This window comes from Arthrobacter subterraneus (assembly GCF_900099735.1).
GTDB classification, from domain to species: domain Bacteria; phylum Actinomycetota; class Actinomycetes; order Actinomycetales; family Micrococcaceae; genus Arthrobacter_D; species Arthrobacter_D subterraneus.
Genome location: NZ_FNDT01000003.1, coordinates 59,810 through 83,051, shown reverse-complemented (window position 1 = coordinate 83,051; position 23,242 = coordinate 59,810). Strand labels below are relative to the sequence as shown.

The window sequence follows — 23,242 nt, the reverse complement described above, 5'->3', positions numbered from 1 at the left end:
TCAGGATGCGACGTCGGCCGCGTCAATGGCCCGGTCCGTGACAATCGGCATGAGCCCCAGCAGGGCGAGGGTCAGCAGGCCCATGATCCCGAACATCGCCTGGAGCCCCAGCCACTGGGCAATCAGACCGCCGGCCGCAGCACCCAGCGGCATGGTGCCCCAGGCGAGGAGGCGGTAGGCGCTGTTCACCCGTCCCAGCAACCGGTCCGGCGTGATGCGCTGACGCAGCGAGACCGTGATGACGTTCCAGAGCATGACCAACACGCCGCCGATGAAGAACACGAAGCCAAGGATGTACGGGTTGGTGGTGAGGGCCGGCGCTCCGACGAAGAATGATCCGCCGAGAATGGTCAGGGCAAGCGACTTTGAGCGGCCCAGCTTCCGTTCCGCCCACCCGGCCACGAAAGAGCCGGCGAAAGCGCCGATGGCGGAGGTGGTCAGGAGGACACCGAAAGCGGCCTCGGTCAGCTGCATGGCCGACGACGGACCGACGGCGAAGAGCACGAACAGTGCAAACGCGGCGCTCGAGGCGAAATTGAAGGTGCCGGTCATGACGGCGAGCGTACGCAGGATCTTCTGGTCCCACAGGAACCGTAGGCCCTCGGCGATGTCGTAGCGGAGGGTGGTCTTCTCCTCGCGCTCGATGCGGAAGTTCCCGCGCACGAGGAACAGCGATCCCACTGCGGCGAGCCACAAGGCAGCGGGAACGGCAAAGCCGCCGAGAACGCCGGCAGCGACCAGCAGCCCACCCAGCGGCGGACCGATGAACTGGTTGGTGGCAAGCTCGACGGCGTAGAGCCGGCCGTTGGCCCGTGCCAGCTGATCCCGGTGCACAAGCTGCGGCATGATCGACTGGGCGGATGTGTCATACAGCGTTTCCGCCACCCCCACCAGAAGCGCAATCACATAGAGCGCCCAGATCGAGCCGAGGTCAAGAAGGATCACCCCGATGAGCAGCGCCGGCAACGCCGCCCGGGTGAGGTTGGCCAGCAGCATGAGGCGCCGGCGGTCGAGCCGGTCAGCCAGGGCACCCGCCGTCAGCGCAAAAAGGAGCCAGGGGAGGGTGGCAACGAACGAGAGCCCCGCAATCAGTGTCGGCGACTGAGTGAACTGGATGGCGAGCAGGGGCAGCGCAATCTTGAACACGCCGTCGGCAAGGTTGGAGAATCCGGAGGAGGTCCAGAGCTTCCAGTACGGCGCACCGAGGGGTGCCTGTGCCGGGTCGTCGACCCTGAGCGATTCACTTGCCATGGGTGAACAGTTCCACAGCGATTGGGGAAACTCAAGCGCATCGCCCGACTGCTGCCTGCCCGTGTGGGAAAGCCGGCTCGGTACCATGGTGGCTTACCGACTATCCGCTGGGAGCACTCCGTTTGACTACGCAGAACGATTATGACGACGCGCCGCGCCCGCGGGAGCCGAAAAGACGGCGGCCGCTGCGCACCACCGTGCTGGTGTTGCTGGGCGTGGTCCTGGCCCTGGCGGCGTTGGTGGCCGGCTATGTGATCAGCCTGGCAGTGGCCTTCGAAACCCGGACGACCACCATCGAGCCGGCCTTTCCGGACGCATCCACCCGGCCTGAGCGGACCGCCGCCGCCGAAGGCGCCATGAACATCCTGTTGATGGGCAGTGATGCACGGCCCGGCGAATCAGCCGACGCAGGCAATCCCGGCGAAGGGTCTGCGGATACCCGCTCGGACACCATGATGCTCCTGCATATCCCTGAGGACCGGCAGACCGTCTACGTGATGTCGATCATGCGGGATACCTGGACCGAGATTCCCGGTCACGGCGACAACAAGATCAACGCGGCCATTGCGCTCGGCGGTGTCCCGCTGGTTGTGCAGACCGTGGAGACCATGTTCGATGCCCCGGTCGACCATGTGGTGATGCTGGACTTCGAAGGCTTCAAAGGTCTCACCGATGCACTGGGCGGAGTGACCGTGGACAACCCGATCGCCTTCCGCTCGGAGGGAACGGAAGGGGAAGAGTTCCAGCAGGGGAGCATTACCCTCGACGGTGAATCGGCACTGAAGTTTGTCCGCGAACGTCAGGCGTTCAGCGATGGTGATTACCAGAGGGTGCAGAACCAGCAGCTCTTCATCAAGGGCGTCATGTCGGAGCTGTTGAGCACGGAGACGTTCACCAACCCGGTGAGGCTGAGCCGCGTGGTGAATGAAATTTCACCGTACCTCAGCGTTGACGAGGACTTTGACGCCGTGACGCTCGGATCCCTCGCGCTCGGCATGCGGCAGGTCCGCTCCGACGACGTCGTCTTCTTCACCCTCCCCAATCTGGGCGTGGGCACGGCACCGGACGGGCAGTCCATCGTCGTCAAGGACGATGAAGCGATCGGCCGCATTGCGGAAGCGCTCGACCAGGGCACACTGGGCGAGTATGTCGCCTCCACTCCCGCGCAGTAGTTCCGGCACGAGCTCCGGCGCGCTCCAGGAACCGACTGGACTGGCCGGGCTGATCACCGATGTGATGAGCGCCCTCGGTGAAGCCGGCGTCGGTGTCCTGGTGCTCCTTGAGACGGTATTTCCGCCCATTCCGAGCGAGGTGGTGCTGCCGTTGGCCGGATTCCTGTCGCAGCAGGGCAGGATGAACGCAATCCTGGCGGTCGCCCTGGCCACGGCGGGAAGCTTCCTGGGCGCTGTTCTCCTGTACCTCCTTGGCGCGAAAATGGGCGAGGAGCGCGTGGTGCGCGGCCTATCGAAGCTGCCGCTGGTTGACCGCGAGGATTTTGAGAGGGCGGCCGGCTGGTTCAGGCGCCACGGGCGCTCTGCCGTCTTCTTCGGCCGCCTGATACCGGGAGTGAGAAGCCTGATCTCGCTGCCCGCCGGGGCCGAGCACATGCCGTTGCGCACGTTCGCCCTGTTCACCATTGCCGGCAGCCTGCTATGGAATGTGCTGCTCATCGGGCTGGGCTACTTTCTCGGAACGCAGTACCACCTGGTGGACCAGTACGCGCAGTACTTCGACGTCGTCCTCTATGCGGCTCTTGCAGCGCTGGTCGGGTGGCTTGTCCGACGTCGGATACGACGGCGGCGGGCGGGCTAGCGATTTACTCAGTCAATGGGCTTTCGGCACCTGGCGGTGGGCGGCTTCGTCCGACTGCGTGTGCAGCGGCGCAGTGTGGGACAGCGCTGTATGCGGTGGCGTTGTCCACGCCCGCCGCGGGAATGTCTGCTGTGCCAAGTACGGTGGAATCATGCCACTTACTGTTGCCCAGCTGAGCGAATCCGCCCTGCTTGAGCGGATCCTGCCGCGCCTGCAGAGCCCGCACGGGGATCCCTCCGGAGTGCTCCTCGGTCCTGGAGATGACGCAGCGCTTGTGGCGGCTCCGGACGGCAGGGTGCTGCTGTCCGTGGACACTCAGGTCCAGGACATGGACTTCCGGTTGCAGTGGCCCAATGGTTATCGAACCAGTGGGTTCGACGTCGGCTGGAAGGCTGCCGCACAGAACCTCTCCGACATCAACGCAATGGGCGGTGACGCCACTTCGCTGGTGGTCAGCCTCACGCTTCCCGGCACCACCGCCGTCGGCTGGGTCGAGGATCTTGCGGACGGGCTCACCGCCGCCATCAGGGAGCTCGGGGCGTCCGCCTGCTCCGTTGTGGGAGGCGACCTCGGGAGGGGCACGGAAATCTCAGTCACCGCTGCAGTCACCGGTTCATTGCGCGGCCGTTCTCCGGTGGTCCGATCCGGGGCGCGGCCGGGAGACGTCGTCGTCCTCGCCGGAACCGTGGGACGCGCGGCAGCCGGATTGGCGCTGCTGGAGTCCTCCCATGGTTATGGATCGCTCGGTGCGGACCTTCTCCGGCTCGTCGAATGCCAGTGCAGGCCGCGTCCGCCGCTGCAGGCGGGGCCTGCGGCCGCGCAGGCGGGTGCCACCGCAATGATGGATATTTCCGACGGGTTGGTGCGCGATGCCCACCGGCTGGCTTCTGCCAGTTCTGTCCGTGTGGACTTTCATCCGGAGGCCCTGAAGAGTCTGTCGTCACCATTGGTGGCAGCTGCCGGCCTGCTGGACGCCGACCCGCTCGAGTGGGTGCTCGGCGGGGGAGAGGACCACGGTCTGCTGGCCACCGTTAACCCAAACGTTATGCCGCTGGCAGGGTTCACTGCGGTAGGCTCAATTAAGGCCGGGCATGCCGAGGTGACCGTGGGGTCAGAGCCTCCAGCCAACGTGGGATGGGATCATTTTGCAGACTAAAATCACCGCTAACGCTACTGCGATGAAGCGATGGTTGAGCAAGGCTGAAGAATCCCTCGGCAACCACAGCGACCGCCTCAACGCGATCAACATCTTCCCGGTGGCAGATGGCGACACCGGCACCAACCTCTACCTGACGGTCCGTGCAGCAGCCCAGGCCGTTGCAGACGTTGAGACCCATGATCTCGGGGAGCTGCTGAAGATCGCAGGTCAGGCTGCCATGGAAGACGCCCGCGGAAACTCGGGGACGCTCTTTGCAGTGTTCCTGGCGGCAATCGCCGAGCCGCTTCACGGTGTCTCGCGCCTGTCCGGTCCGCTGCTGGCCACTGCGCTCAACCGTGCACAGATCCGCAGCTGGTCGGCACTCAGCGATCCAGTGCCCGGGACCTTGCTCTCCGTCCTCGAGGCCGCGGCGGCCGGAGCTGCCACCGTGGATCAGGCAAATCAGGGAGACGACAGTAACCACGCTCTCGCCATGACCCTGCAGGGTTCCGTGGAGGCTGCGCTGGAAGCGGTGGTCCGTACGGAAAGTCAACTCGGAGCGCTCACCGAAGCCCGGGTGGTGGATGCCGGAGGAGTCGGGTTCCTCCTCATCATGGACGCGCTCCGCGCCGCCTCGCTCGGTGAGGAACTGCAGGATGAGTTGCTCGACGGCCTGCACGGCTACGACGTCCAGGCGCCGCACATCCATAACGGCATGCCGGCCGAGGGCGTCGAGGTCATGTGCACCATCAACCTCAGTCCGCTCGATGCCGCGACGCTCCGCCTGCACCTGGATGAGGTGGGCGACTCGGTCATTATGAGCGCTGTGACCGAGGTCGAGGAGGGCTACCGCTGGCGTGTGCACGTCCACGTCCCTGAAGCAGCGCTGGCCCTCAAGTTCATCGAGGAAGCAGGGCAGCCAAGCCACATTGCGGTGACACAGCTTGCGGGAGCGGGGGCTGTGGTTCCGCAGGAGCCGCACTAGACCCTGAACGCGCGGGAGCGGGCCGGTAGCGATGTTCACTGAACATCGCTACCGGCCCGCTCCCGTAGTTCAGCCGGAAATCGCGTCGACCAACTCCCCGCCGCCAAGGAACAGGAATAGAAGAACAACCAGCACCAACAGAACGTTGTTGATTTTCCCGTTGCGGTAGGCCGGCTCGACCTTCTTGGAGTTCAGCAGATACAGGAGGCCAATCGAGAGCAGGGGCATGAAGATTGCGCCCAGCACCCCGTACGCCAGAACCATCAGCAACGGCCGCTCGAGGAAGAGCAGCAGCATTGGGGGGAAGGTCATCCACGCGAGGTAGATCCGGAAGGAAGTGTCCTTTTCCGAGATGGACTCATGCGAGGTGACCGTCTTCCGCCGGTGGTCCTGGATGAGCCGGACCAGGTCAGCAAAGATGTAGGAGATACCGTGCCACGGGCCAAGGATTGATGTGAACACAGCTGCCCAAATGCCAACCAGCAGGGCCCAGCGGGCCGGATCGCCGAAGCGTTCACCGTAGGTGTCCGCGAGGCCCACCAGTCCCTCGTTGCCTTCGATGGTCTGCCCAGTGCCGAACAGCAGTTCTGCAGCGATGATGAGGATCGACACAGCGAAAATGGCAGTGATGATGTAGGCCGACGTGATGTCGAACCGCATCATCGGGATCCACTTCTTGCCCTTCCAGCCCTTGGCATGAATCCAGTAGGAGTAGCAGGTCAGTGTGATCGTTCCGCCAACACCGCCGATGATGCCCAGAATGCGGATGAAGGAACCTTCCGGCACGGAGGGAGCCAAGCTGTAATCCGATTGTCCTATGTTGAACATGATGACGATGGCGGAGCCCACCACTGTCACAAACATGACCCCGACCAGGACGGTCATGGCCTTTTCAAGGAAGCCGAAGCGGCCGAACCATACGAAAATGAACCCGGCCAGGCCGGACAGCACTGCCCAGAGCCAGAAAATACTTCCGGGGAAGAGTGCCGTTAGGACCAGCGCCGACACCGCGGGAACGGCGGCTCCGTAGACGATGCCGAAAATGACGGTGTAGATCCCGAGGTACCCGGTTGCCCACCAGCCGAGGGAGTGCCATCCCTGGAGGAAAGTCTGGCCGCTGGCGAGGTACCAGCGCCCAATGCCTTCTGAGAGGAGCAGTTTGATCGCAGCACCGACGAGAACCGCCCACATCAGGGCCCATCCGTAGTCGGCGCCGGCGATCGAAGCCATGATGAAGTCACCAGCACCGACGCCGGTGGCCGCGACAATGAGGCCCGGACCGATGAATTTCAGCCTCCTGCCAAAGGATTTCGGGGGCTCATTTCCTGTTGCGGGCTCTGACTCGAGCTGACTTTTCAAGACGTCCACCCTCTCCATGTGATCTGCATATTTTTCCTCTCAGCCCGAAAGCTTCCTTTCGAGGCGGGCATGGGCTTCTCCGGAAGACTTCTCCGCAGAGCGATAGCAGCCTCTCTGTGACGTTCAACACAGACCACGTTAGATCACGCCCATTGCTATGACAATACTGATGTTGTTACAGTACAAAAATGACACCCCGTAAAATCGATCTCGGCTGGAAACCTGAGGAGCCCACCTCGCGCGGCGTGGCCAATGCGGTCAGCCGGGCCATACGTGCGGGAGTCCTCAAACCTGGCTCTACGCTGCCACCCATCCGCGCGGTGGCGGCCGAACTGGGGCTGTCTCCCACCACCGTGAGTGCGGCATGGTCTCTCCTGGCGCGTTCCGGAACCATCCACACTGATGGGCGGCGCGGCACCAGGATCGCGGAGCTGCATCCCGGTTCGGAGCGGTACCGACGTGCGGTGGAGCGACGTAGCCCCTTTGCGCTCGACCTCTCCACCGGTGTGCCGGACGGCGCCCTGCTCCCGGATCTGGCACCGGTACTGGCCCGTATGACCAGCTCTCTCGTTCCGGGCAGCTATCTGGACGAACCCGTGGTGCCCGAGCTGGTGGAGGTTCTCAGGGACGACTGGCCGTACCCGGCGGAACACTTCAGTGTCGTCGACGGCGCCATGGACGCGGTCGAACTTGCTGCCCGCGCGCTGATCCGTTTCGGCGACCGTGTCATTGTGGAGCATCCCACCTTCCCGTTGATCCTCGATCAGTTGGAAGCCGCGGGGGCAGAGGTTGTCGGTGTGCCGGTTGATACCCAGGGGATGGTCCCGGCGGCGCTGAAAGATGCGCTGAGCGCACCCGCGGCCGCGGTGGTGCTCCAGCCGCGGGCACAGAATCCCACCGGAGTTTCCCTGTCGCCCGGGCGCGCGAAGGAGCTGGCAGCAGTGCTGGCGGACTCTGACGTCCCGGTGATCGAGGACGATTCTGCCGGATACGTGGCGTGGACGCCGGGTATCAGCCTCGGTCGCTGGCTTCCTGACCGGACCGTACACATCCGGAGCTTCTCGAAGTCTCATGGGCCTGATCTTCGGCTGGCAGCCATGAGTGGGCCTCCGGCAGTGATGAGGGAAATCGCCTCCCGCCGCCAGCTCGGGCAGGGCTGGACCAGCCGGCTTCTGCAGAAGATCCTCCTCGGCCTCCTCACCGAGGACCAGTCAGTCCGGCAGGTCGAGCGCGCACGGGTGGAGTACCACGAGCGGCGGGAGGCAATGGTCGAGGCGTTGCGCCGCCATGACGTGGAGGTCGGCGGCACGGACGGCCTCAACGTCTGGGTGCCGGTGGCCGATGAATCGGCGGCGACAGTGCGGCTGGCGAGCCAGGGGATAGGGGTAGCGCCCGGATCGCCGTTTGCCGCCGCGCCCCTTCCGGGGGGGCATATCCGGGTCACGATCGCGGCAGTCTCCGAATCCATACCCGAACTGGCAGGGATGATCGCCGAGGCCGCCCATGCGGGCGTGTGGGGAGCCGCCCGCTGATTTTGTTCTGTTACAAATCCTCTATTGTCACGGATATAGGCGTGACTTATGGTGGAGGAGGTTAGGCAGTCCGATCGTCCGTCAGTGGAACTGAAGCGGAGGCGGTGAGGCCGGCCCCCACACGCGAGAGGACGATCCATTGACGCAAACCACCGCCACCGATGAGACCGCGACCAGCCAGTCAGAGCACATAGCGCAACTGGACCGGTCACACGTCTTTCACTCCTGGTCCGCCCAGGCCCAGATCAGCCCGCTTCCGGTTGCCGGAGCGGAAGGATCCTATTTCTGGGATTACAGCGGTCGGCGTTATCTGGACTTTTCCTCCCAGTTGGTGAACGTGAATATCGGCCATCAACATCCGAAGCTGATCGCCGCCATCCAGGAGCAGGCCGCCCGTCTGGCGACCATCGCACCCAGCTTCGCGAACGATGCCCGCTCGGAGGCTGCCCGGCTCATTGCCGAGCTGGCGCCCGGTGATCTCAACAAGGTCTTCTTCACCAACGGCGGTGCCGAGGCAAACGAAAACGCCCTGCGCATGGCACGTCTCCATACCGGGAGGCATAAGGTCCTGGCGGCGTACCGCAGCTATCACGGGTCCACCGCCGGGGCAATCACGGCTACCGGCGATCCGCGGCGCTGGGGCTCTGAACCCGCGATATCCGGTGTCGTTCATTATTGGGGCCCCTACCAGTACCGCTCGCCCTTCCATGCCGAGAGCGAAGAACAGGAGTGCGAGCGCGCTCTGGCGCATCTGCGCGACACCCTGATGGTGGAAGGCGCCCACACAGTTGCTGCGATCATCCTCGAACCGGTCGTCGGGACCAACGGGATCCTTGTTCCGCCGGAGAATTATCTCGCGGGCGTCCGGGCGATCTGCGACGAATTCGGAATCATGCTGATCGCCGACGAGGTGATGGCCGGGTTCGGACGGTGCGGCGAATGGTTCGCCGTCGACCGCTGGAACGTCACACCGGACCTCATCACCTTCGCGAAAGGCGTCAATTCCGGGTATCTGCCCCTCGGTGGAGTGATCATCTCGGCGAAAATAGCCTCAACGTTCGACAATGTCCCCTACCCGGGCGGGCTGACCTATTCGGGTCACCCGCTTGCCTGCGCCTCGGCCGTCGCCTCGATCAATATTTTCAAGGAAGAGAAAATTGTCGAGAACGCGCGGACGTTGGGAACCGACGTCATCGGACCGCTCCTGAAGCAGGTCGCAGACCGGCACCCGAGCGTCGGCGAGGTGAGGGGACTGGGCGTCTTCTGGGCGCTTGAACTGGTGACTGACCGTGAGACGCGCCAGCCCCTGGTGCCCTTCAACGCGAGCGGGGAGTCCGCCGCGGCGATGACGAAGTTCACCGCGGAATGCAAACGGCGCGGTCTCTGGCCGTTTGTCCATTTCAACCGCACGCATGTTGTGCCTCCCTGCACCATCACCGCTGAGGACGCACGGCAGGGGATCGAGATGCTCGACGAGGCGCTGTTCGTGGCGGACGAGCACTACACCGGCGCCTGAGCGCCACACCAACTTACGATCCACAGCAGAGGAAACCATGGAACGAACAATTGAGCACTATATCAACGGCGAGCGCGTCCCCGGTCTGGGGGAACGCACCCAGGACGTCTTCAATCCAGCGACCGGGAAAGTGACGGGAACACTCCGGCTCGCCAGCGGGGACGATGTGAAAAACGCGGTGGCAGCAGCCCGGAAGGCGGCAGACCACTGGTCACAGGTTCCCCTGGCGAAACGCACCAGCGTCCTGTTCAGGTTCCGCGAGCTGCTTGCCGGCAGAACCGACGACCTCGCAGAAATCGTGACCTCCGAGCACGGTAAAGTCCTGGCGGACGCGAAGGGGGAAATCGGGCGGGGACTCGAAGTTGTCGAATTCGCCTGCGGCATCATCGAGCAGCTCAAGGGCGAATACTCCGACCAGGTCTCTACGGGCATCGATGTCTATTCCTTCCGGGAACCCATCGGTGTGGTCGCCGGGATCACGCCCTTCAACTTCCCCGTCATGGTGCCGTTGTGGATGGCGCCGGTTGCCATCGCGACAGGAAACGCCTTCATCCTGAAGCCGTCCGAGCGGGACCCGTCCGCATCGCTGCTGCTGGCAGAGCTGTGGAAGGAAGCGGGGTTGCCTGACGGTGTGTTCAATGTGCTGCACGGCGACAAGGAAGCCGTTGACGGGCTGCTGACCCATCCTGATGTCGACGGGGTGTCGTTCGTGGGTTCCACGCCCATCGCAAAGTACGTTCACGAGACAGCAATAGCCCACGGCAAACGGGTCCAGGCGCTTGGCGGTGCGAAGAACCACGCGGTCATCCTGCCGGACGGTGACCTGGACCTCGCGGCGGACCATCTCACGGCGGCGGCTTTCGGTTCGGCGGGACAGCGCTGCATGGCAATCTCGGTCGCGGTGGCCGTCGGTGAAGCGGCGGACCTCCTGGTCCGGAAGGTCCGGGACCAGGCCAACAATGTCACAGTCGGCGAAGGCACTGACGCCAGCTCGGATATGGGGCCGCTGATCACCCCCGGCGCGCGCGAGCGGGTCGTGAAGCTGGTGACGGAAGCGGCCGACGACGGCGCAACCGTGGTGGTGGATGGTCGGGACCTTGTGGTCCAGGGGCTCGAAGGCGGCAATTTCGTCGGCCCCACCGTCCTGGACCATGTCCGCACTGGAATGAGTGCGTACAGCGAGGAGATCTTCGGGCCGGTACTCGTCATTGTTCGGGTCGCAGATCTCGATGAAGCGATCGCACTCATCAACAGCAACCCCTATGGCAACGGGACAGCCGTCTTCACCAGTTCCGGTGCCTACGCCAGGAAATTCCAGCGTGCCGTCAAGGTCGGAATGGTGGGAGTGAACATCCCGCTGCCGGTCCCGGTGGCCTGGCATTCCTTCGGTGGCTGGAATGATTCACTCTTCGGCGACCTCCACATGTACGGCCCCGACGGCGTGCGCTTCTACACGCGGGGCAAAGTGGTCACCCAGCGGTGGCCGGAACCCGCGCATGCCTCCGGCGCCTCGTTCTCTTTCCCTTCGAGCTGACCTCCCGGACCCGAAAGGTATTTCATGAATTTCACTACCAGGCCTGAGCTCGCAGGCACCTTCGGCATGGTGTCTTCCACCCACTGGTTGCCGTCCCAGGTCGGCATGGGGGTACTGGAGCGAGGGGGAAACGCCTTCGACGCGGTTGTTGCTGCCGGATTCACCCTGCAGGTGGTGGAACCGCACCAGAACGGGCCGGGAGGTGACATGCCCCTGATCTTCGCCCGGGCGGATGACAGGAAACCTACCGTTCTCTGTGCGCAGGGTCCCGCCCCCGCCGCGGCAACGCCGGCCGCTTTCACCGGACTTGGACTGAAAATGGTGCCCGGAACGGGTCCGTTGGCCGCTGCCATTCCGGGAGCAACCCTGGGCTGGCTGACGTTCCTCCGTGACCACGGCACTGTGAGCCTTCGCGAAGCCCTGACGCCGGCCAAACTCTATGCCGAGGAAGGATTCCCCGCCGCCGCAAAGGTTGTGGAATATATTGCGCGGGTCGAGGACCTGCTCCGGGAGCACTGGCCAACCTCGGCCGAGGTCTACCTGCCGGGCGGGAAGGTGCCCCACCCGGGTCAGCTGATCCGCAACCCGGCACTCGCGAGAACCTATGAGCGACTGATGGAGGCCGAGGATGCTGCGCTCGCCGGGGGAGGAAGCAGGGAGGACGGCATTGAGGCCGCGATCCGGGAGTGGACCGAGGGCTTCGTCGCCGAAGCTGTCGCCGAGTTTGCCCGGCAGCCGGCGAGGGACTCGAGCGGCAGGGACCACGCGGGCCTGATCACCCGCCAGGACATGGCGGGCTGGCGGCCGCACTACGAAGAACCCGAAACCCTGGAGTTCAAAGGCCACACGGTGTGCAAGCCGGGGTTCTGGAGCCAGGGCCCGGTTCTGCTCCAGCAGCTGGCGATTCTTGACGGCCTGGATGTGCAGCCCGGCACGGCCGATGGTCTGCACACCATCATTGAAGCAACAAAGCTCGCATTCGCCGACCGGGATGCCTGGTACGGGGACGTGGAGACAGTGCCCGGCGCCACACTGCTCTCGCCTGAGTATGCCTCCGAGCGGCGCCGCCTTATCGATGCCCGTGCGTCATTGGAGATCCGACCGGGCAGCCCGGAGGGTAGGACGCCTCGCCTGCCGGACCTCCGGGAACGCGGTGATTTTGACCCGGCCGGCCTCACCGGCGTCGGCGAACCGAACGCCGTTGCCGCCCTGCTCGATTCGGGGCCGCAGGCAGACGGGGAGGCTCGCTCCGATACGGTCCACGTGGATGTGGTGGACCGCTGGGGGAATATGGTTTCTGCCATGCCCAGCGGCGGCTGGCTCCACTCATCACCCCTTATTCCGGAACTGGGTTTCCCGCTCGGAACCCGCCTTCAGATGGCGTGGCTCGAAGAGGGACTGCCCAACACGCTCGCTCCCGGCCGGCGTCCCAGAACCACTCTTTCGCCGTCGCTGGTTCTGAGGGATGGCGAACCGGTCCTCGCCTACGGCTCACCGGGCGGCGACCAGCAGGACCAATGGCAGCTGCATTTCCTCCTCAATATCCTGGTCAGCGGAATGAATCTCCAGGAAGCAATCGAGGCTCCGGCATTTCACAGCACACACTTTCCAAGCTCTTTCTATCCGCATGAGCACCAGCCCGGTGTTGTTCTCGTCGAGCAGCGGGCGGGCGAGGAGGTCCTTCAGGAACTGCGCAACCGCGGCCATCGGGTGGGCAGGGCGGGTGACTGGGAAATCGGCAGGTTATGCGCGGTGTCGAGGGATCCGGATACGGGCATGATGTACGCCGGTGCAAACCCGCGCGGTATGCAGGGGTACGCGGTGGGCCGCTGACGGCGGCAACCCAGCCGGCCATTACACTTTCAGGGATGGAACGTGCACAGTGAAAGGGACGGCCACGGCGTTGAAGCCCGAACGTACCGCCCGCTTCGGCTTCGCCTTCATCGGAGTGCTGCTGATCGCAGTCAACCTTCGGGTGTCGTTTGTCAGCGTGGGACCGGTCCTTGCGAATATCAGCGACGACCTTGAGCTGACCAGCGCTGCGGCGGGCTTCCTCACGGGACTCCCGCTGATCGCCTTTGCGGTCTTCTCACCCGTGGCGCCCGGGTTCGCAGCCCGTCTGGGCCTGGACCGGGCGCTGTGGTTTTCGCTGTTGATCCTTGCCTCCGGGATTGTGCTGCGTTCCCTGCCCGTGCCCGGGTCCATCTGGGCGGGAACCCCCATGATCGGCCTCGCCATCGCCTTCCTCAACGTCCTGTTGCCCTCCCTAGTGAAGCGTGATTTTCCGGCAAAAGTCAGCCAAGTGACCGGAAGCTACACCGCAACACAGGCTGCTTTTGCAGCGATCGGGGCAGCCGTCGTCGTGCCCGTAGCGCAAACGTCAACGGCGGGCTGGCGGCTGGCTCTCGGCATCTGGGTAGGGCTCGCCCTCATAGCGATGGCGGTCCTCCTGCCGTGGCTGCGGCGCACTGCCTCGGGCCCCGTTCCCACGACGGCGCCGGCAATCGCCTACCGGTCGCCGTGGGCGTCAGCTCTGGGCTGGCAGGTAACCCTCTTCATGGGACTGCAGTCGATTGCGTTCTACATCCTCATGGCCTGGCTGCCCACCATAGAGCAAAGCCGGGGGGTCCCGGCGTCGACGGCGGGATTCCACCTGTCTATTTTCCTGCTGGTCAGCGTTTTCGCCAGCCTTGCGACCGGCGGCCTTCTTCACCGGGGTTCGGACCAGCGCCTCGTATCATTCGGGAGCAGCGCGTTGACGTTCGCAACCTTCCTGGGACTGGCGGTGGCGCCGGACCACACTCTCGTGTGGGTGCTGTTCGGTGCGCTGGGCTGCGGAAGCCTCATTGTCATCGCTCTGTCACTGTTCAGCCTGAGGACCGTCAACTATCCGCAGGCGGCGGCGCTCTCGGGCATGGCGCAGTCTGTGGGGTACGGATTGGGCGCTGCGGGGCCGGTGATGTTCGGTGGTCTCCGTGACCTGAGCGGCGGGTGGACTCTTCCACTGCTCGTTACAGCAGGGATCATGGCCCTGCTGGCCGTGACGGGAGTGCTTGCCGGCCGCGATCGGGTCATCGCCGGAGACTGAGGCGCCGAAAACTTCGGGCGCCGTGCAGGACCGGCTAGGCGGAAACAGCCAGCTCCGGTCCTGGTTCGGCGCCGTCAGCGAGGAGATTATTCCGGGTGGCTTCGATGACACTGATCAGGGCCGCACGGAGGTCTTCCTCAGCGTAGCCTGTGCCGCCCAGGGCCACACCCTCACTCTGCTGCACCTGATCGAGGATGGCGCGGCCTGAGGGCGTGAGCTCAACGAAGGTCACCCGCCGGTCCGATGCACTCTTGGTGCGCCTGACGAGAGAACGGACCTCAAGGCGCTCAAGCGCCTTGCCCACGGTCTGGGCCTGAACGCGAACAGTCTGCGCAAGCCTCACCTGGCTCATGGACCCAACTGTTGACAGGACCTTCAGAATGGTGAGTCCGGAATGTGTGACCCCAATGCTGCGGAGCCGCTCGTTGTCGCGGTTTTCATTGAGCCTGGCTGCCGTGCTCAGCAGACGACTTGTCGACCAGTGCGAAGTATCCATGCCTCAACCCTCTATCCCCGAAAGCGGTGCCGCACCCGTCACACAGTGCCTCCCGCTCGAACAAAAATGCCGGTGGACGGCACCGGCAGGACAATCCACGACAGGGTACGAGTCCTGTTGGACGGAGTGGAATGCGTCTAGTGAAGTATCCTATGCGATGAAAGTTTATGTTTGAACCATTGAAAGGATGGCCCCGTGGGCGAATCCGTCTCCTTTGAGGCTGACGAGGAGCTGGACGCATCCGGATCCGCGGGTGAACCTCCCACTCCCAGGGACCACAGCTCGCTTTTCGATGAACTGCAGGACCTCGTCCTCTCGACCTCGGACATGCAGGAATTCCTCAACGAGCTGGCTGTGCTTTCGGCGCGGAGCGTGAGCGGGACTGAAGATTCGGTTCTGTGCGGGATCACGGTGCTGCGCAGGCGGCGGGCTGCGACCGTGGCCTACAACTCAGAGACAGCCAAAGCGATGGACGAGCTGCAGTACGCCTTCAAGGAAGGTCCGTGTCTCACCGCGGCAAGTGAACAGCGAACAGTCCTCGTTCAGGACTTCCGCACTGACGGGCGGTGGGCCGAATACTCAGAAGAGGTGTCCAGGCACGGCATCCGCTCGATCCTTTCCGCTCCGTTCACCGTAGGGCCGGGTGCGCAGGCCGCAATGAACCTTTACTCCTATCGCCCGGATGCGTTCGATGACGACGAGGTCGCCTTCGCCGAATCGTACGCGCACCAGGCCTCAAAGGGTTTGCAGCTTGCACTGCGCATGGCCCATTACAGCGAGGAAGCGGACAACCGGAGCCGGGCCATGGAGTCGCGGACGGACATCGACGTGGCAGTGGGAATCGTGATGGCCCAGAACCGCTGCTCGCAGGCGGAAGCCTTCGAGATCCTGCAGCGGGCATCCAGCACCCGCAACGTCAAGCTCCGGATGATCGCGTCCGAGATTGTCCAGCGGGTCTCCGGGGCCGCCGGCGCAACCCATTTCGAGGATTGACACAACCGAACCGTCACTGCCCTCGGCTAAGCTCGGCACTGTCGCACCGTGGATCCCCAACGGGCGGCACCGCTGCCTCAAGGAAGGTCTATGGAGAACAGGCGCCCGCCCGAGCTCGCTGCCCCGCTGAACCTGAAGTTCCTCAGTGACAACCTGCAGAAACTTCTGGAGGAAAGCCTTGGCATCAACAGTGTGGGGCAGCTCCTCAACTACTTCCCCCGGACGTATCTCGCCGCGGGTGAACTCACCGCTCTGACAGACGTTCCCCTGGATGAGGAAGTCACCCTGATAGCGCGTGTCCAGTCCGCCAACTCGCGGCGAATGCGGACGCGAAAGGGCAAGCTGCTGGATGTGGTCATTACCGATGACGACGCCGGGCGGCTGGGGACCATGCACCTCACCTTTTTCAACAGCTACGCAGCGGAACGCCAGTTGACGGCTGGAACCCGCGCCATTTTCTCGGGCCGGACGGGGAGCTATCGGGGTGAGCTGACACTCACCAATCCACGGTTTTCCTTACTGGACGAGGGTGAGGGCGGGGTCGACGAACATTTGAGACCTGTTCCTGTCTACCCTGCTACCGAACAGATCAGCAGTCAGATGATCAGGGGGTGCGTCAGCCAGCTCCTCGACAGCCTCGCGCATTCGCAGCTGAACGACCCCGTTCCCGCCCATATTGCCCGCCGGGACCGGCTCATGAACATCACCCAGGCCTACGAGATGATTCACCGGCCGGCGGAGGTGGAGGACGCGTATCGGGCTCAGCATCGGTTCCGCTACCAGGAGGCCCTGGTTCTGCAGACAGCGCTGGCCCGCCGGCGGGCGGAGGTGAGATCGGAGGAAGCGACCTCCCGTCCCCACTGCGCGGGAGGTCTGCGCGACCAGTTTGATGCTGCGCTGCCATTCACCCTGACCGCCGGTCAACAGGCGATCGGGAAGCAGCTCGCGGCGGACCTCGCCGCCGCCCACCCCATGAACCGCCTCCTCCAGGGTGAGGTGGGGTCGGGGAAGACGCTCGTCGCGCTGCGGGCGATGCTCCAGGTGATCGATTCAGGCGGACAGGCCGCCCTTCTGGCGCCCACCGAAGTGCTGGCAGCGCAGCATTACCAGTCGATCACCCGGACCCTTGGACCGTTGGCAGAAGGGGGCATGCTCGGCGGTGCCGCAGACGGCACGCGCGTGGTGCTGTTGACCGGCTCGATGTCCACGGCCCAGCGGCGTGAGGCGCTTTTATCGGCAGCGTCCGGTGACGCAGGCATCGTGATTGGGACGCACGCACTGTTGTCCGAGAACGTGCAGTTTTTCGATCTTGGGCTGATCGTGGTGGATGAGCAGCACCGCTTCGGGGTGGAGCAACGCGACGCTTTGCGGACAAAGGCGGTCGCAGCGCCGCACATGCTCGTCATGACTGCCACCCCGATCCCCAGAACGGTGGCCATGACCGTATTCGGCGACCTGGACGTGTCCACCCTGGCGGAGTTGCCGGCGGGGCGCGCGCCGATTTCGACTCACGTGGTCGGACTTTCAGAAAACCCGCGATGGATTGACCGCGCCTGGGCGCGGGCACGCGAGGAGATTGATGCAGGCCGTCAGGTCTATGTTGTCTGCCCGAAGATCGGCGATTCGCAGCTGGAAGCCGACACTTCCGACGCCCTGGAACTGTACGAGGGGCCTCCGGCGAACAGGCAGGAGCTGACGTCGGTAGCGGAGCTTGTGGAATCACTGAGGGAGGTGCCGGCGCTTGCTGATGTGACACTGGGGGTTCTCCATGGGCGGCTGGACCCCCAGGAAAAGGCAGCGACGATGGCCGGGTTCTCCAATGGATCGGTCAGCCTACTGGTCTCGACGACCGTCATCGAGGTTGGGGTGGACGTCCCCAATGCCACGCTGATGGTCATCATCGATGCAGACCGGTTCGGAATCTCACAGCTTCATCAGCTGCGGGGCCGGATCGGTCGCGGCGGTCACCCCGGCACATGCCTGCTGGTCACCCAACTCGAGCCGGAACATCCCAGCCGGGAGCGGCTGGATGCGGTTGCGTCAACCTCGGACGGATTCGAACTGTCGCAGAAGGACCTTGAGCTTCGACGAGAGGGGAACATCCTCGGTTCCTCACAGTCCGGCGGGAGGTCAGCCCTGCGCTTTCTGAAGGTCATCCAGCACGCGGCGGTCATAGAGAAGGCGCGCAGCGACGCGCAGGAACTGATCGATGCCGATCCTGCGCTCACCGACCACCCCGAGCTGGCGGAAGCGCTGGATCTCTACCTCAATGAAGAGAAGGAAGCGTTCCTCGAACGCGGATAGCGAATCCGCCTCAGGAAGCTCGCGCGGTGGTTTTGCGGGACTTGGCTCCCGGTGACAGCCGAAAGCGTGAGCGTTCCGCGGCCGGTATCAGCGCGGTCCATTCCGGATGCCACGCCAGATAGTGGCGCACGGTCGGGCAGAAAGGCATAACTCCGATTCGCCGACGGTGCAGGTTCTCGAGGACATGGGCTACAAAATAGTTGTCGAGCCTGGAGCGCCTGAACCTCTGGTCAATCGTGGTGTGGAGGAGCCAAATCTGGTCCCGGCGGGTTTCATACTGCAGGTGCCCGACATTGTCGCCGTCCACGTACAGTTCGAAGCGGCTCAGTTTCACGTTGTCGCGAACCGCCGTGCGCAGTTTGGTTGAAGAGGCGTCTGGGAAACGCAGGTCCATGAGAACTCCCACAGTCAAAATGAGGCTGGTGAGGCTCGCTGCTGAACCGTACAAACAACTATAGCGACAATCAGTAGGCTGACAAATAGTCTGGCCGAATCACGCCACACCCCGATTGTTCTGGCGTAGCGTCAGTTCGTCGCAGACCGTCTGATATCGCTCCAGGGTGCGTAGGTCCGGCATCTCGGAATCGAGTTCGATGAACAGCGTGTCACTGAGCTCGATGAGACGGCATTCAGGGAGGGATGAAAGATCCGAGGGGAAGTCGTCGTCATCGATCGGCTCAGCCAAGCCGTCGAAGCAATTCTCGAAAAGACTGTCGGTCGGAAATTCCTGAAGCTCAGGAAGCGAGCGCGGCTGAGCGTCCATAGGTGGCACTCCCACGAGTAGGTTTACTGTGGCTCCCTGCTGAACCTGTAGCAAGTCTAGCCCTGACCTCCATGGTGGCAACCCCGGAACCGGTTCCGGGGTTCCTGACCCGCTCCGGACAAAACTACTAAGCATGCTTCCAATTAACCGGCGGCTGTGCTTACCCTTATGCACCCGGACACTCCGGAAGAGGTCCTCTGTAATCAATCTCAAGGAGATACCAGTGATCACGCAGGAACACATCGACAGGATTCTCGACGGCAACGGCAATGTCGTGGACCAGGACGGGAACAAGATCGGGTCCGCCGGCCAGGTGTATGTGGATGACCACACGGGCGAGCCCAGCTGGGTGACCGTACGGACAGGCCTTTTCGGCACATCCGAATCGTTCGCCCCGCTCCAGGGTGCCTCGATGGACGGTGACGATGTACGCATCAGCTACACGAAGGATCAGGTCAAGGACGCACCCAAGGTGGATCCGGACCAGAATCTGAGTGAGGCGGAGGAAGAGGAACTCTACCGCCACTACGCCCTGAGCCGGCCCGGCGGCGGAAACGACGCTGCCGCCCATGGCACGTACTCCGGCACCACCACCGGCTCTGACGATACGGGGGACGTGCGCCCCGGCATCGCTGACGTGGGGGAGCGGGATCCGTACGACGCCGATGACAGTGACAGGAGCGTGGGGCACGACACTTCCGGACCCACCACCGATGACGCAATGACCCGATCCGAGGAGCAGTTGCGCGTCGGTACCGAGAGCCGGGAAACCGGACGCGCGCGCCTGCGCAAGTACGTGGTCACCGAAAACGTGACACAGACCGTGCCCGTCCAGCGCGAAGAGGTGCGGGTCGAGCGTGAGCCGATCACTGATGCCAACCGGGGCGAAGCGATGGGCGGCCCGGCCATCAGCGAGGAGGAGCACGAGGTGACTCTGCACGAGGAACGGCCCGTGGTGGAGAAAGAAGCCGTGCCCGTGGAGCGTGTCCGCCTGGACAAGGAAACCGTCACGGACGAGCAGACCGTCAGCGAGGATGTGCGCCGGGAAGAGGTCGAGACCGATGAAGCGGGCGATACCCGTCGCGGACTCTAAGAGGGGGAGCGGAGCCGGTGGATGAGCCGGCTCCGCGCGCCACTACTGTCCCGCGCTACGTCGGTCGTTCGGGGGGGCAGCATCCCTCGGACGCCCGGCATCCGCTTCGGCAGCGGTCCGGCAGTGTCAGTTGCCGCGGACCCGTCGGGCTTCCAGGCGGCGGACAACGACGCCGGCGCCGACAGTTGCTGCCGCACCGAACCCTGCCAGCCCCGCCAGCAGGGCGAGGTCAGCGGAAACGGTAGTGCCGGCGTCGTACGCTGCGGTTTGGATGTTCATGCCGCGCTGCTGGGGAGCAGCCCGGATCACCGGCTCGTAGCCTGCCGCAGGAGCGGCGCAGGCGACTGCCGCCGCATCGGCGAGGTCGAGGAGCTGCTGCGGGTCGGTTCCCTCCGTGAGGCCTAGACGGATGAAAGCGTCGTCGAATGAGGCGGCGGCGTCATCGAACTGGGCCTCAAGGGCAAGGATGGCCGGCGACGCGTAGGCGGCGTCGGCCGCTGCGAGGAACGCCTCGTTTGCCTCGGTGAAGGCGGCGTCGGCGGCAAGGGATGTTTCCTGCGCCGCCGTTGCGTCTACGTCCGCCTGTTCCCGGGCTGCGGTCGCGATGGTCAGCCGTGCCTGTGCCTCGTCGCGCAGTCGCTCGGCCTCTGCCAGGGCGGCAGCGTCTCCTTCAGGCACCTCGAGTACTGCTTGTTCAGCTGCCGCGAGATCAGCTTCGGCGGAAGTTTCGGCGTCGATAGAAGTTCTGAGAATTGCTGCTGCCGCGCCGGCCGCCACGGAAGCGTCGTAGGCAGCGATATCCGCAGCGTCCAGGGCAGCCAGCTCGTCGGCGACCGCGAGGTCTGCCTCCAGGTACAGGGGTTCAAGCTGGGCACCGATGGATTCGAAGGAGGCAAGAGCCTCTCGGAGCTGGTTCGCCAGTGCGATGTCGACTGACGCGACGCCGATCTGCGCGGTGAGCGCTGCCTGTGCCGACACGCACTGGGGAGAACCCGGGGCGGCCGATGCGGGCACGGCAGCAAGGACCGGGCCCGTCGCGAGAAGTGCTGAGACACCTACGGTGAGCAGGCAGGACCGAGTATTCATCTGTGTTTTCTTTCCGTGGAAGCCCCCAAGTCCCCCTTGAGCGGCGCAGCCGCTCGCACTTCGCTGACGCGGCTGCTTCTCGGCTGCACTTATTGGACCATGCGGAAGCCGGTTCTGCCAGTGAATTAGAGTGTTTTCTTATGAGTCGGATCATCGCGGGCGCGGCAGGAGGAATACCGCTCACTGGCGTCCCCGGCCAGATGACGCGTCCCACCACCGACCGGGTCAAGGAAGCGCTCTTCTCCCGGCTTGACGCGTACAACGTGTTGACAGGCGCTCACGTGCTGGATTTGTTCGCCGGATCAGGTTCGCTGGGTGTGGAAGCTGCAAGCAGGGGAGCCGCGACGGTGGATCTGGTGGAATTCGCCGACCGTGCAGCAGCGGCCTGCCGGGCCAACGCCGATGCGATCAACCAGGTACTGGGGCGAACCTGCGTGCGGGTGCACCGGGTGAAGGTTGAAACCTTCCTGAACCGGACGCCGGAAGACGCACAGTGGGATGTGGTGCTCATGGACCCGCCCTATCCCATGGAAGACGAGCCGCTGATGGAGGTTCTCTCCCTCCTTGCACCGCATCTTGGCGAGGACGCCGTCGTCGTAGTGGAGCGCTCATCGCGCTCGGGTGAGCCTGGCTGGCCCGAGGGATTTGAGCGTTTTGCCGAGAAAAAATACGGAGAAACCCGGCTCTGGTATCTCGAACCGGCCTGACGCCCGGTTCACGCGGGCGCGGAAGCTGACCTGACGGCACAATCTCATCCAACTCTCATCTGGAGTTCATGTGCACCCCATCCAGCGTCCGTAGCGTGTCTTCATGAATACGGACACACGGATGTAAGGGGCGATCACCATGCGGATATCGGTCATCGGATGCGGTTATCTCGGAGCAGTACACGCCACGTGCATGGCGAAGCTGGGGCACGAGGTGGTGGGCATCGACGTCGACGGTGCAAAGGTGGCCGCTCTCAGTTCCGGGCGGGCTCCTTTTTACGAGCCGGGACTCAATGACCTCCTGGCTGAAACCCTGGGAACCGGCCGGTTGCGGTTCTCGACCGAGATCAGCGCCGCAGCTGGCTCGGCGGTGCACTTCGTCGCCGTTGGGACGCCGCAGAAGCGGACCGAGAATGGCGCGGACCTGAGCCACGTGCATGCAAGTGTGGAGGCTTTGATTCCGCATTTGCGTGCGGGGGATGTCGTTGTTGGGAAATCCACCGTTCCGGTGGGGACCGCGCGGGACCTGTCGAAGCGCATCGCCGAGCAGTGTCCGTCCGCGGCGCTTGCCTGGAACCCGGAGTTCCTGCGGGAGGGCTTCGCGGTCAGGGATACCCTGGAACCCGACCGCCTGGTGTATGGGCTCGATGACACGAATAGCGGTGCCCGCCTGATCCTGGACGAGGTGTATGCCCAGGCGCTGGCCGAGGGACGCCCGAGGCTGCTCATGGACTACGAGACCGCTGAACTGGTCAAAGTCTCCGCCAACGCTTTCCTCGCAACGAAGATTTCGTTCATCAATGCGATGGCTGAGGTGTGTGAGGCGACCGGCGCGGACGTCTCCATGCTCGCGGACGCCATCGGCCATGACGCACGCATTGGCCGGAAGTTCCTCAACGCGGGTCTCGGCTTCGGTGGCGGGTGCCTTCCCAAGGACATCAGGGCGTTCATGGCGCGGGCCGGCGAGCTCGGGGCCGATCAGGCACTGACCTTCCTGCGCGAAGTGGATTCCATCAACATGCGACGGCGGTCCCGCATGGTCGATCTGGCGCGCGAGGTCTGCGGCGGGTCCTTGCTGGGACAGCGGATCGCCGTGCTTGGCCTTGCCTTCAAGCCGAACTCGGACGATGTCCGTGATTCGCCCGCCCTCAGCGTCGCGGCTCAACTGCAGTTGCAGGGGGCGGCTGTCACCGCAAGTGATCCTGAGGCCGTTCCCAACGCGATGCGTCGGTTCCCGGACCTCACCTATACGGAGTCGGTTGAGGAAGCGGTGCAGAACGCTGACGCCGTGCTGGTACTCACGGAGTGGGAGCACTACCGGAGCCTTGATCCACAGTTCCTGAAGACGCTGGTGCGCCGTCCGGCGATCGTGGACGGCCGGAATTGTCTTGATCCCGTGGCCTGGCGGGACGCCGGCTGGACCTACCGGGCACTCGGCCGCCCGCGGGCTGCCGCCATACGGGAAGCGGACACTGTTCTGGCGTCTCGGTTCTCCGAAGGACCGCTTTCCGGCGGAGCTACAGCGCCTGTAGCCTGATCTGCGCGACGCCTTCACGGGCGCTCTCCACCCCCGTCGCCTTGCCGC

20 protein-coding genes are annotated in these 23,242 nt (G+C 64.2%); 14 read left to right on the top strand and 6 right to left on the bottom strand.

What is annotated here, in order from left to right:
- A complete protein-coding gene (locus tag BLS52_RS05305) occupies positions 1-1,251 on the bottom strand; it encodes an MFS transporter (RefSeq protein WP_090584961.1) in 1,251 nt (416 codons plus the stop codon).
- Positions 1,252-1,373: 122 nt separating this feature from the next.
- On the opposite strand from BLS52_RS05305, the gene BLS52_RS05300 reads away from it, so the two are divergent.
- The 4 genes from BLS52_RS05300 to BLS52_RS05285 all read left to right on the top strand — a co-directional run bounded on the left by BLS52_RS05300 (position 1,374) and on the right by BLS52_RS05285 (position 5,186).
- Positions 1,374-2,423, top strand: a complete 1,050-nt coding sequence (locus BLS52_RS05300) for an LCP family protein (RefSeq protein WP_090584959.1) — start codon at positions 1,374-1,376, stop codon at positions 2,421-2,423.
- On the top strand, positions 2,398-3,063 hold the full coding sequence (locus BLS52_RS05295; protein WP_090584957.1) for a DedA family protein: 666 nt from the start codon (positions 2,398-2,400) through the stop codon (positions 3,061-3,063). Before BLS52_RS05300 ends, BLS52_RS05295 begins: the two co-directional genes overlap by 26 nt.
- Positions 3,064-3,214: 151 nt before the next feature.
- Complete coding sequence (gene thiL / locus BLS52_RS05290; protein ID WP_090584955.1) at positions 3,215-4,219, top strand: thiamine-phosphate kinase; 1,005 nt, start codon at positions 3,215-3,217, stop codon at positions 4,217-4,219.
- A gap of 22 nt (positions 4,220-4,241) precedes the next feature.
- Positions 4,242-5,186 carry a DAK2 domain-containing protein gene (locus BLS52_RS05285; RefSeq protein WP_090584953.1) on the top strand — a complete coding sequence of 315 codons (945 nt, stop codon included), beginning with the start codon at positions 4,242-4,244 and terminating at the stop codon, positions 5,184-5,186.
- 69 nt (positions 5,187-5,255) lie between these two features.
- On the opposite strand, the gene BLS52_RS05280 is transcribed toward BLS52_RS05285, so the two are convergent.
- The gene (locus tag BLS52_RS05280; RefSeq protein WP_217636721.1) at positions 5,256-6,545 is read right to left on the bottom strand and encodes an Nramp family divalent metal transporter; all 1,290 of its coding nucleotides are present in this window, start codon (positions 6,543-6,545) and stop codon (positions 5,256-5,258) included.
- Between the two features lie 188 nt (positions 6,546-6,733).
- On the opposite strand from BLS52_RS05280, the gene BLS52_RS05275 reads away from it, so the two are divergent.
- The 5 genes from BLS52_RS05275 to BLS52_RS05255 all read left to right on the top strand — a co-directional run bounded on the left by BLS52_RS05275 (position 6,734) and on the right by BLS52_RS05255 (position 14,215).
- Positions 6,734-8,077: an aminotransferase-like domain-containing protein gene (locus tag BLS52_RS05275; protein WP_090584947.1), complete on the top strand. Its 1,344-nt coding sequence runs from the start codon at positions 6,734-6,736 to the stop codon at positions 8,075-8,077.
- A 190-nt stretch (positions 8,078-8,267) separates the two neighbouring features.
- Positions 8,268-9,593 (top strand): aspartate aminotransferase family protein, encoded by a 1,326-nt coding sequence (locus tag BLS52_RS05270; protein WP_245702717.1) that lies wholly within the window; start codon positions 8,268-8,270, stop codon positions 9,591-9,593.
- A gap of 37 nt (positions 9,594-9,630) precedes the next feature.
- Positions 9,631-11,127 carry a CoA-acylating methylmalonate-semialdehyde dehydrogenase gene (locus tag BLS52_RS05265; RefSeq protein ID WP_090584943.1) on the top strand — a complete coding sequence of 499 codons (1,497 nt, stop codon included), beginning with the start codon at positions 9,631-9,633 and terminating at the stop codon, positions 11,125-11,127.
- Between the two features lie 24 nt (positions 11,128-11,151).
- A complete protein-coding gene (locus tag BLS52_RS05260; protein ID WP_090584941.1) occupies positions 11,152-12,960 on the top strand; it encodes a gamma-glutamyltransferase family protein in 1,809 nt (602 codons plus the stop codon).
- A gap of 49 nt (positions 12,961-13,009) precedes the next feature.
- Positions 13,010-14,215 carry an MFS transporter gene (locus BLS52_RS05255; protein ID WP_245702703.1) on the top strand — a complete coding sequence of 402 codons (1,206 nt, stop codon included), beginning with the start codon at positions 13,010-13,012 and terminating at the stop codon, positions 14,213-14,215.
- Positions 14,216-14,249: 34 nt separating this feature from the next.
- Here the strand turns inward: BLS52_RS05255 and BLS52_RS05250 are convergent, their stop codons facing one another.
- Positions 14,250-14,711 carry a MarR family winged helix-turn-helix transcriptional regulator gene (locus tag BLS52_RS05250; protein ID WP_090584939.1) on the bottom strand — a complete coding sequence of 154 codons (462 nt, stop codon included), beginning with the start codon at positions 14,709-14,711 and terminating at the stop codon, positions 14,250-14,252.
- 195 nt (positions 14,712-14,906) lie between these two features.
- Between BLS52_RS05250 and BLS52_RS05245 the strand changes: the two genes are divergently transcribed.
- A complete protein-coding gene (locus BLS52_RS05245) occupies positions 14,907-15,704 on the top strand; it encodes a GAF and ANTAR domain-containing protein (RefSeq protein ID WP_245702702.1) in 798 nt (265 codons plus the stop codon).
- A gap of 90 nt (positions 15,705-15,794) precedes the next feature.
- Entirely contained in the window at positions 15,795-18,008 is a 2,214-nt protein-coding gene (locus tag BLS52_RS05240) for an ATP-dependent DNA helicase RecG (protein WP_090584937.1), read from the top strand.
- Positions 18,009-18,018: 10 nt separating this feature from the next.
- Here the strand turns inward: BLS52_RS05240 and BLS52_RS05235 are convergent, their stop codons facing one another.
- Positions 18,019-18,402 (bottom strand): GNAT family N-acetyltransferase, encoded by a 384-nt coding sequence (locus tag BLS52_RS05235; protein WP_051470365.1) that lies wholly within the window; start codon positions 18,400-18,402, stop codon positions 18,019-18,021.
- Positions 18,403-18,501: 99 nt separating this feature from the next.
- Entirely contained in the window at positions 18,502-18,771 is a 270-nt protein-coding gene (locus BLS52_RS05230) for a hypothetical protein (RefSeq protein ID WP_090584935.1), read from the bottom strand.
- A 223-nt stretch (positions 18,772-18,994) separates the two neighbouring features.
- Here BLS52_RS05230 and BLS52_RS05225 point away from each other — a divergent pair, with 223 nt between their 5' ends.
- Positions 18,995-19,864, top strand: a complete 870-nt coding sequence (locus BLS52_RS05225) for a YsnF/AvaK domain-containing protein (protein ID WP_090584933.1) — start codon at positions 18,995-18,997, stop codon at positions 19,862-19,864.
- A gap of 126 nt (positions 19,865-19,990) precedes the next feature.
- Here BLS52_RS05225 and BLS52_RS05220 read toward each other — a convergent pair whose 3' ends face one another.
- Entirely contained in the window at positions 19,991-20,950 is a 960-nt protein-coding gene (locus BLS52_RS05220) for a hypothetical protein (protein ID WP_090584931.1), read from the bottom strand.
- Between the two features lie 140 nt (positions 20,951-21,090).
- Between BLS52_RS05220 and rsmD the strand changes: the two genes are divergently transcribed.
- Both rsmD and BLS52_RS05210 read left to right on the top strand, forming a co-directional pair.
- Entirely contained in the window at positions 21,091-21,657 is a 567-nt protein-coding gene (rsmD, locus tag BLS52_RS05215; protein WP_026543833.1) for a 16S rRNA (guanine(966)-N(2))-methyltransferase RsmD, read from the top strand.
- 139 nt (positions 21,658-21,796) lie between these two features.
- Positions 21,797-23,194: a UDP-glucose dehydrogenase family protein gene (locus tag BLS52_RS05210; protein WP_090584928.1), complete on the top strand. Its 1,398-nt coding sequence runs from the start codon at positions 21,797-21,799 to the stop codon at positions 23,192-23,194.
- The last annotated feature ends 48 nt before the right edge of the window (positions 23,195-23,242 follow it).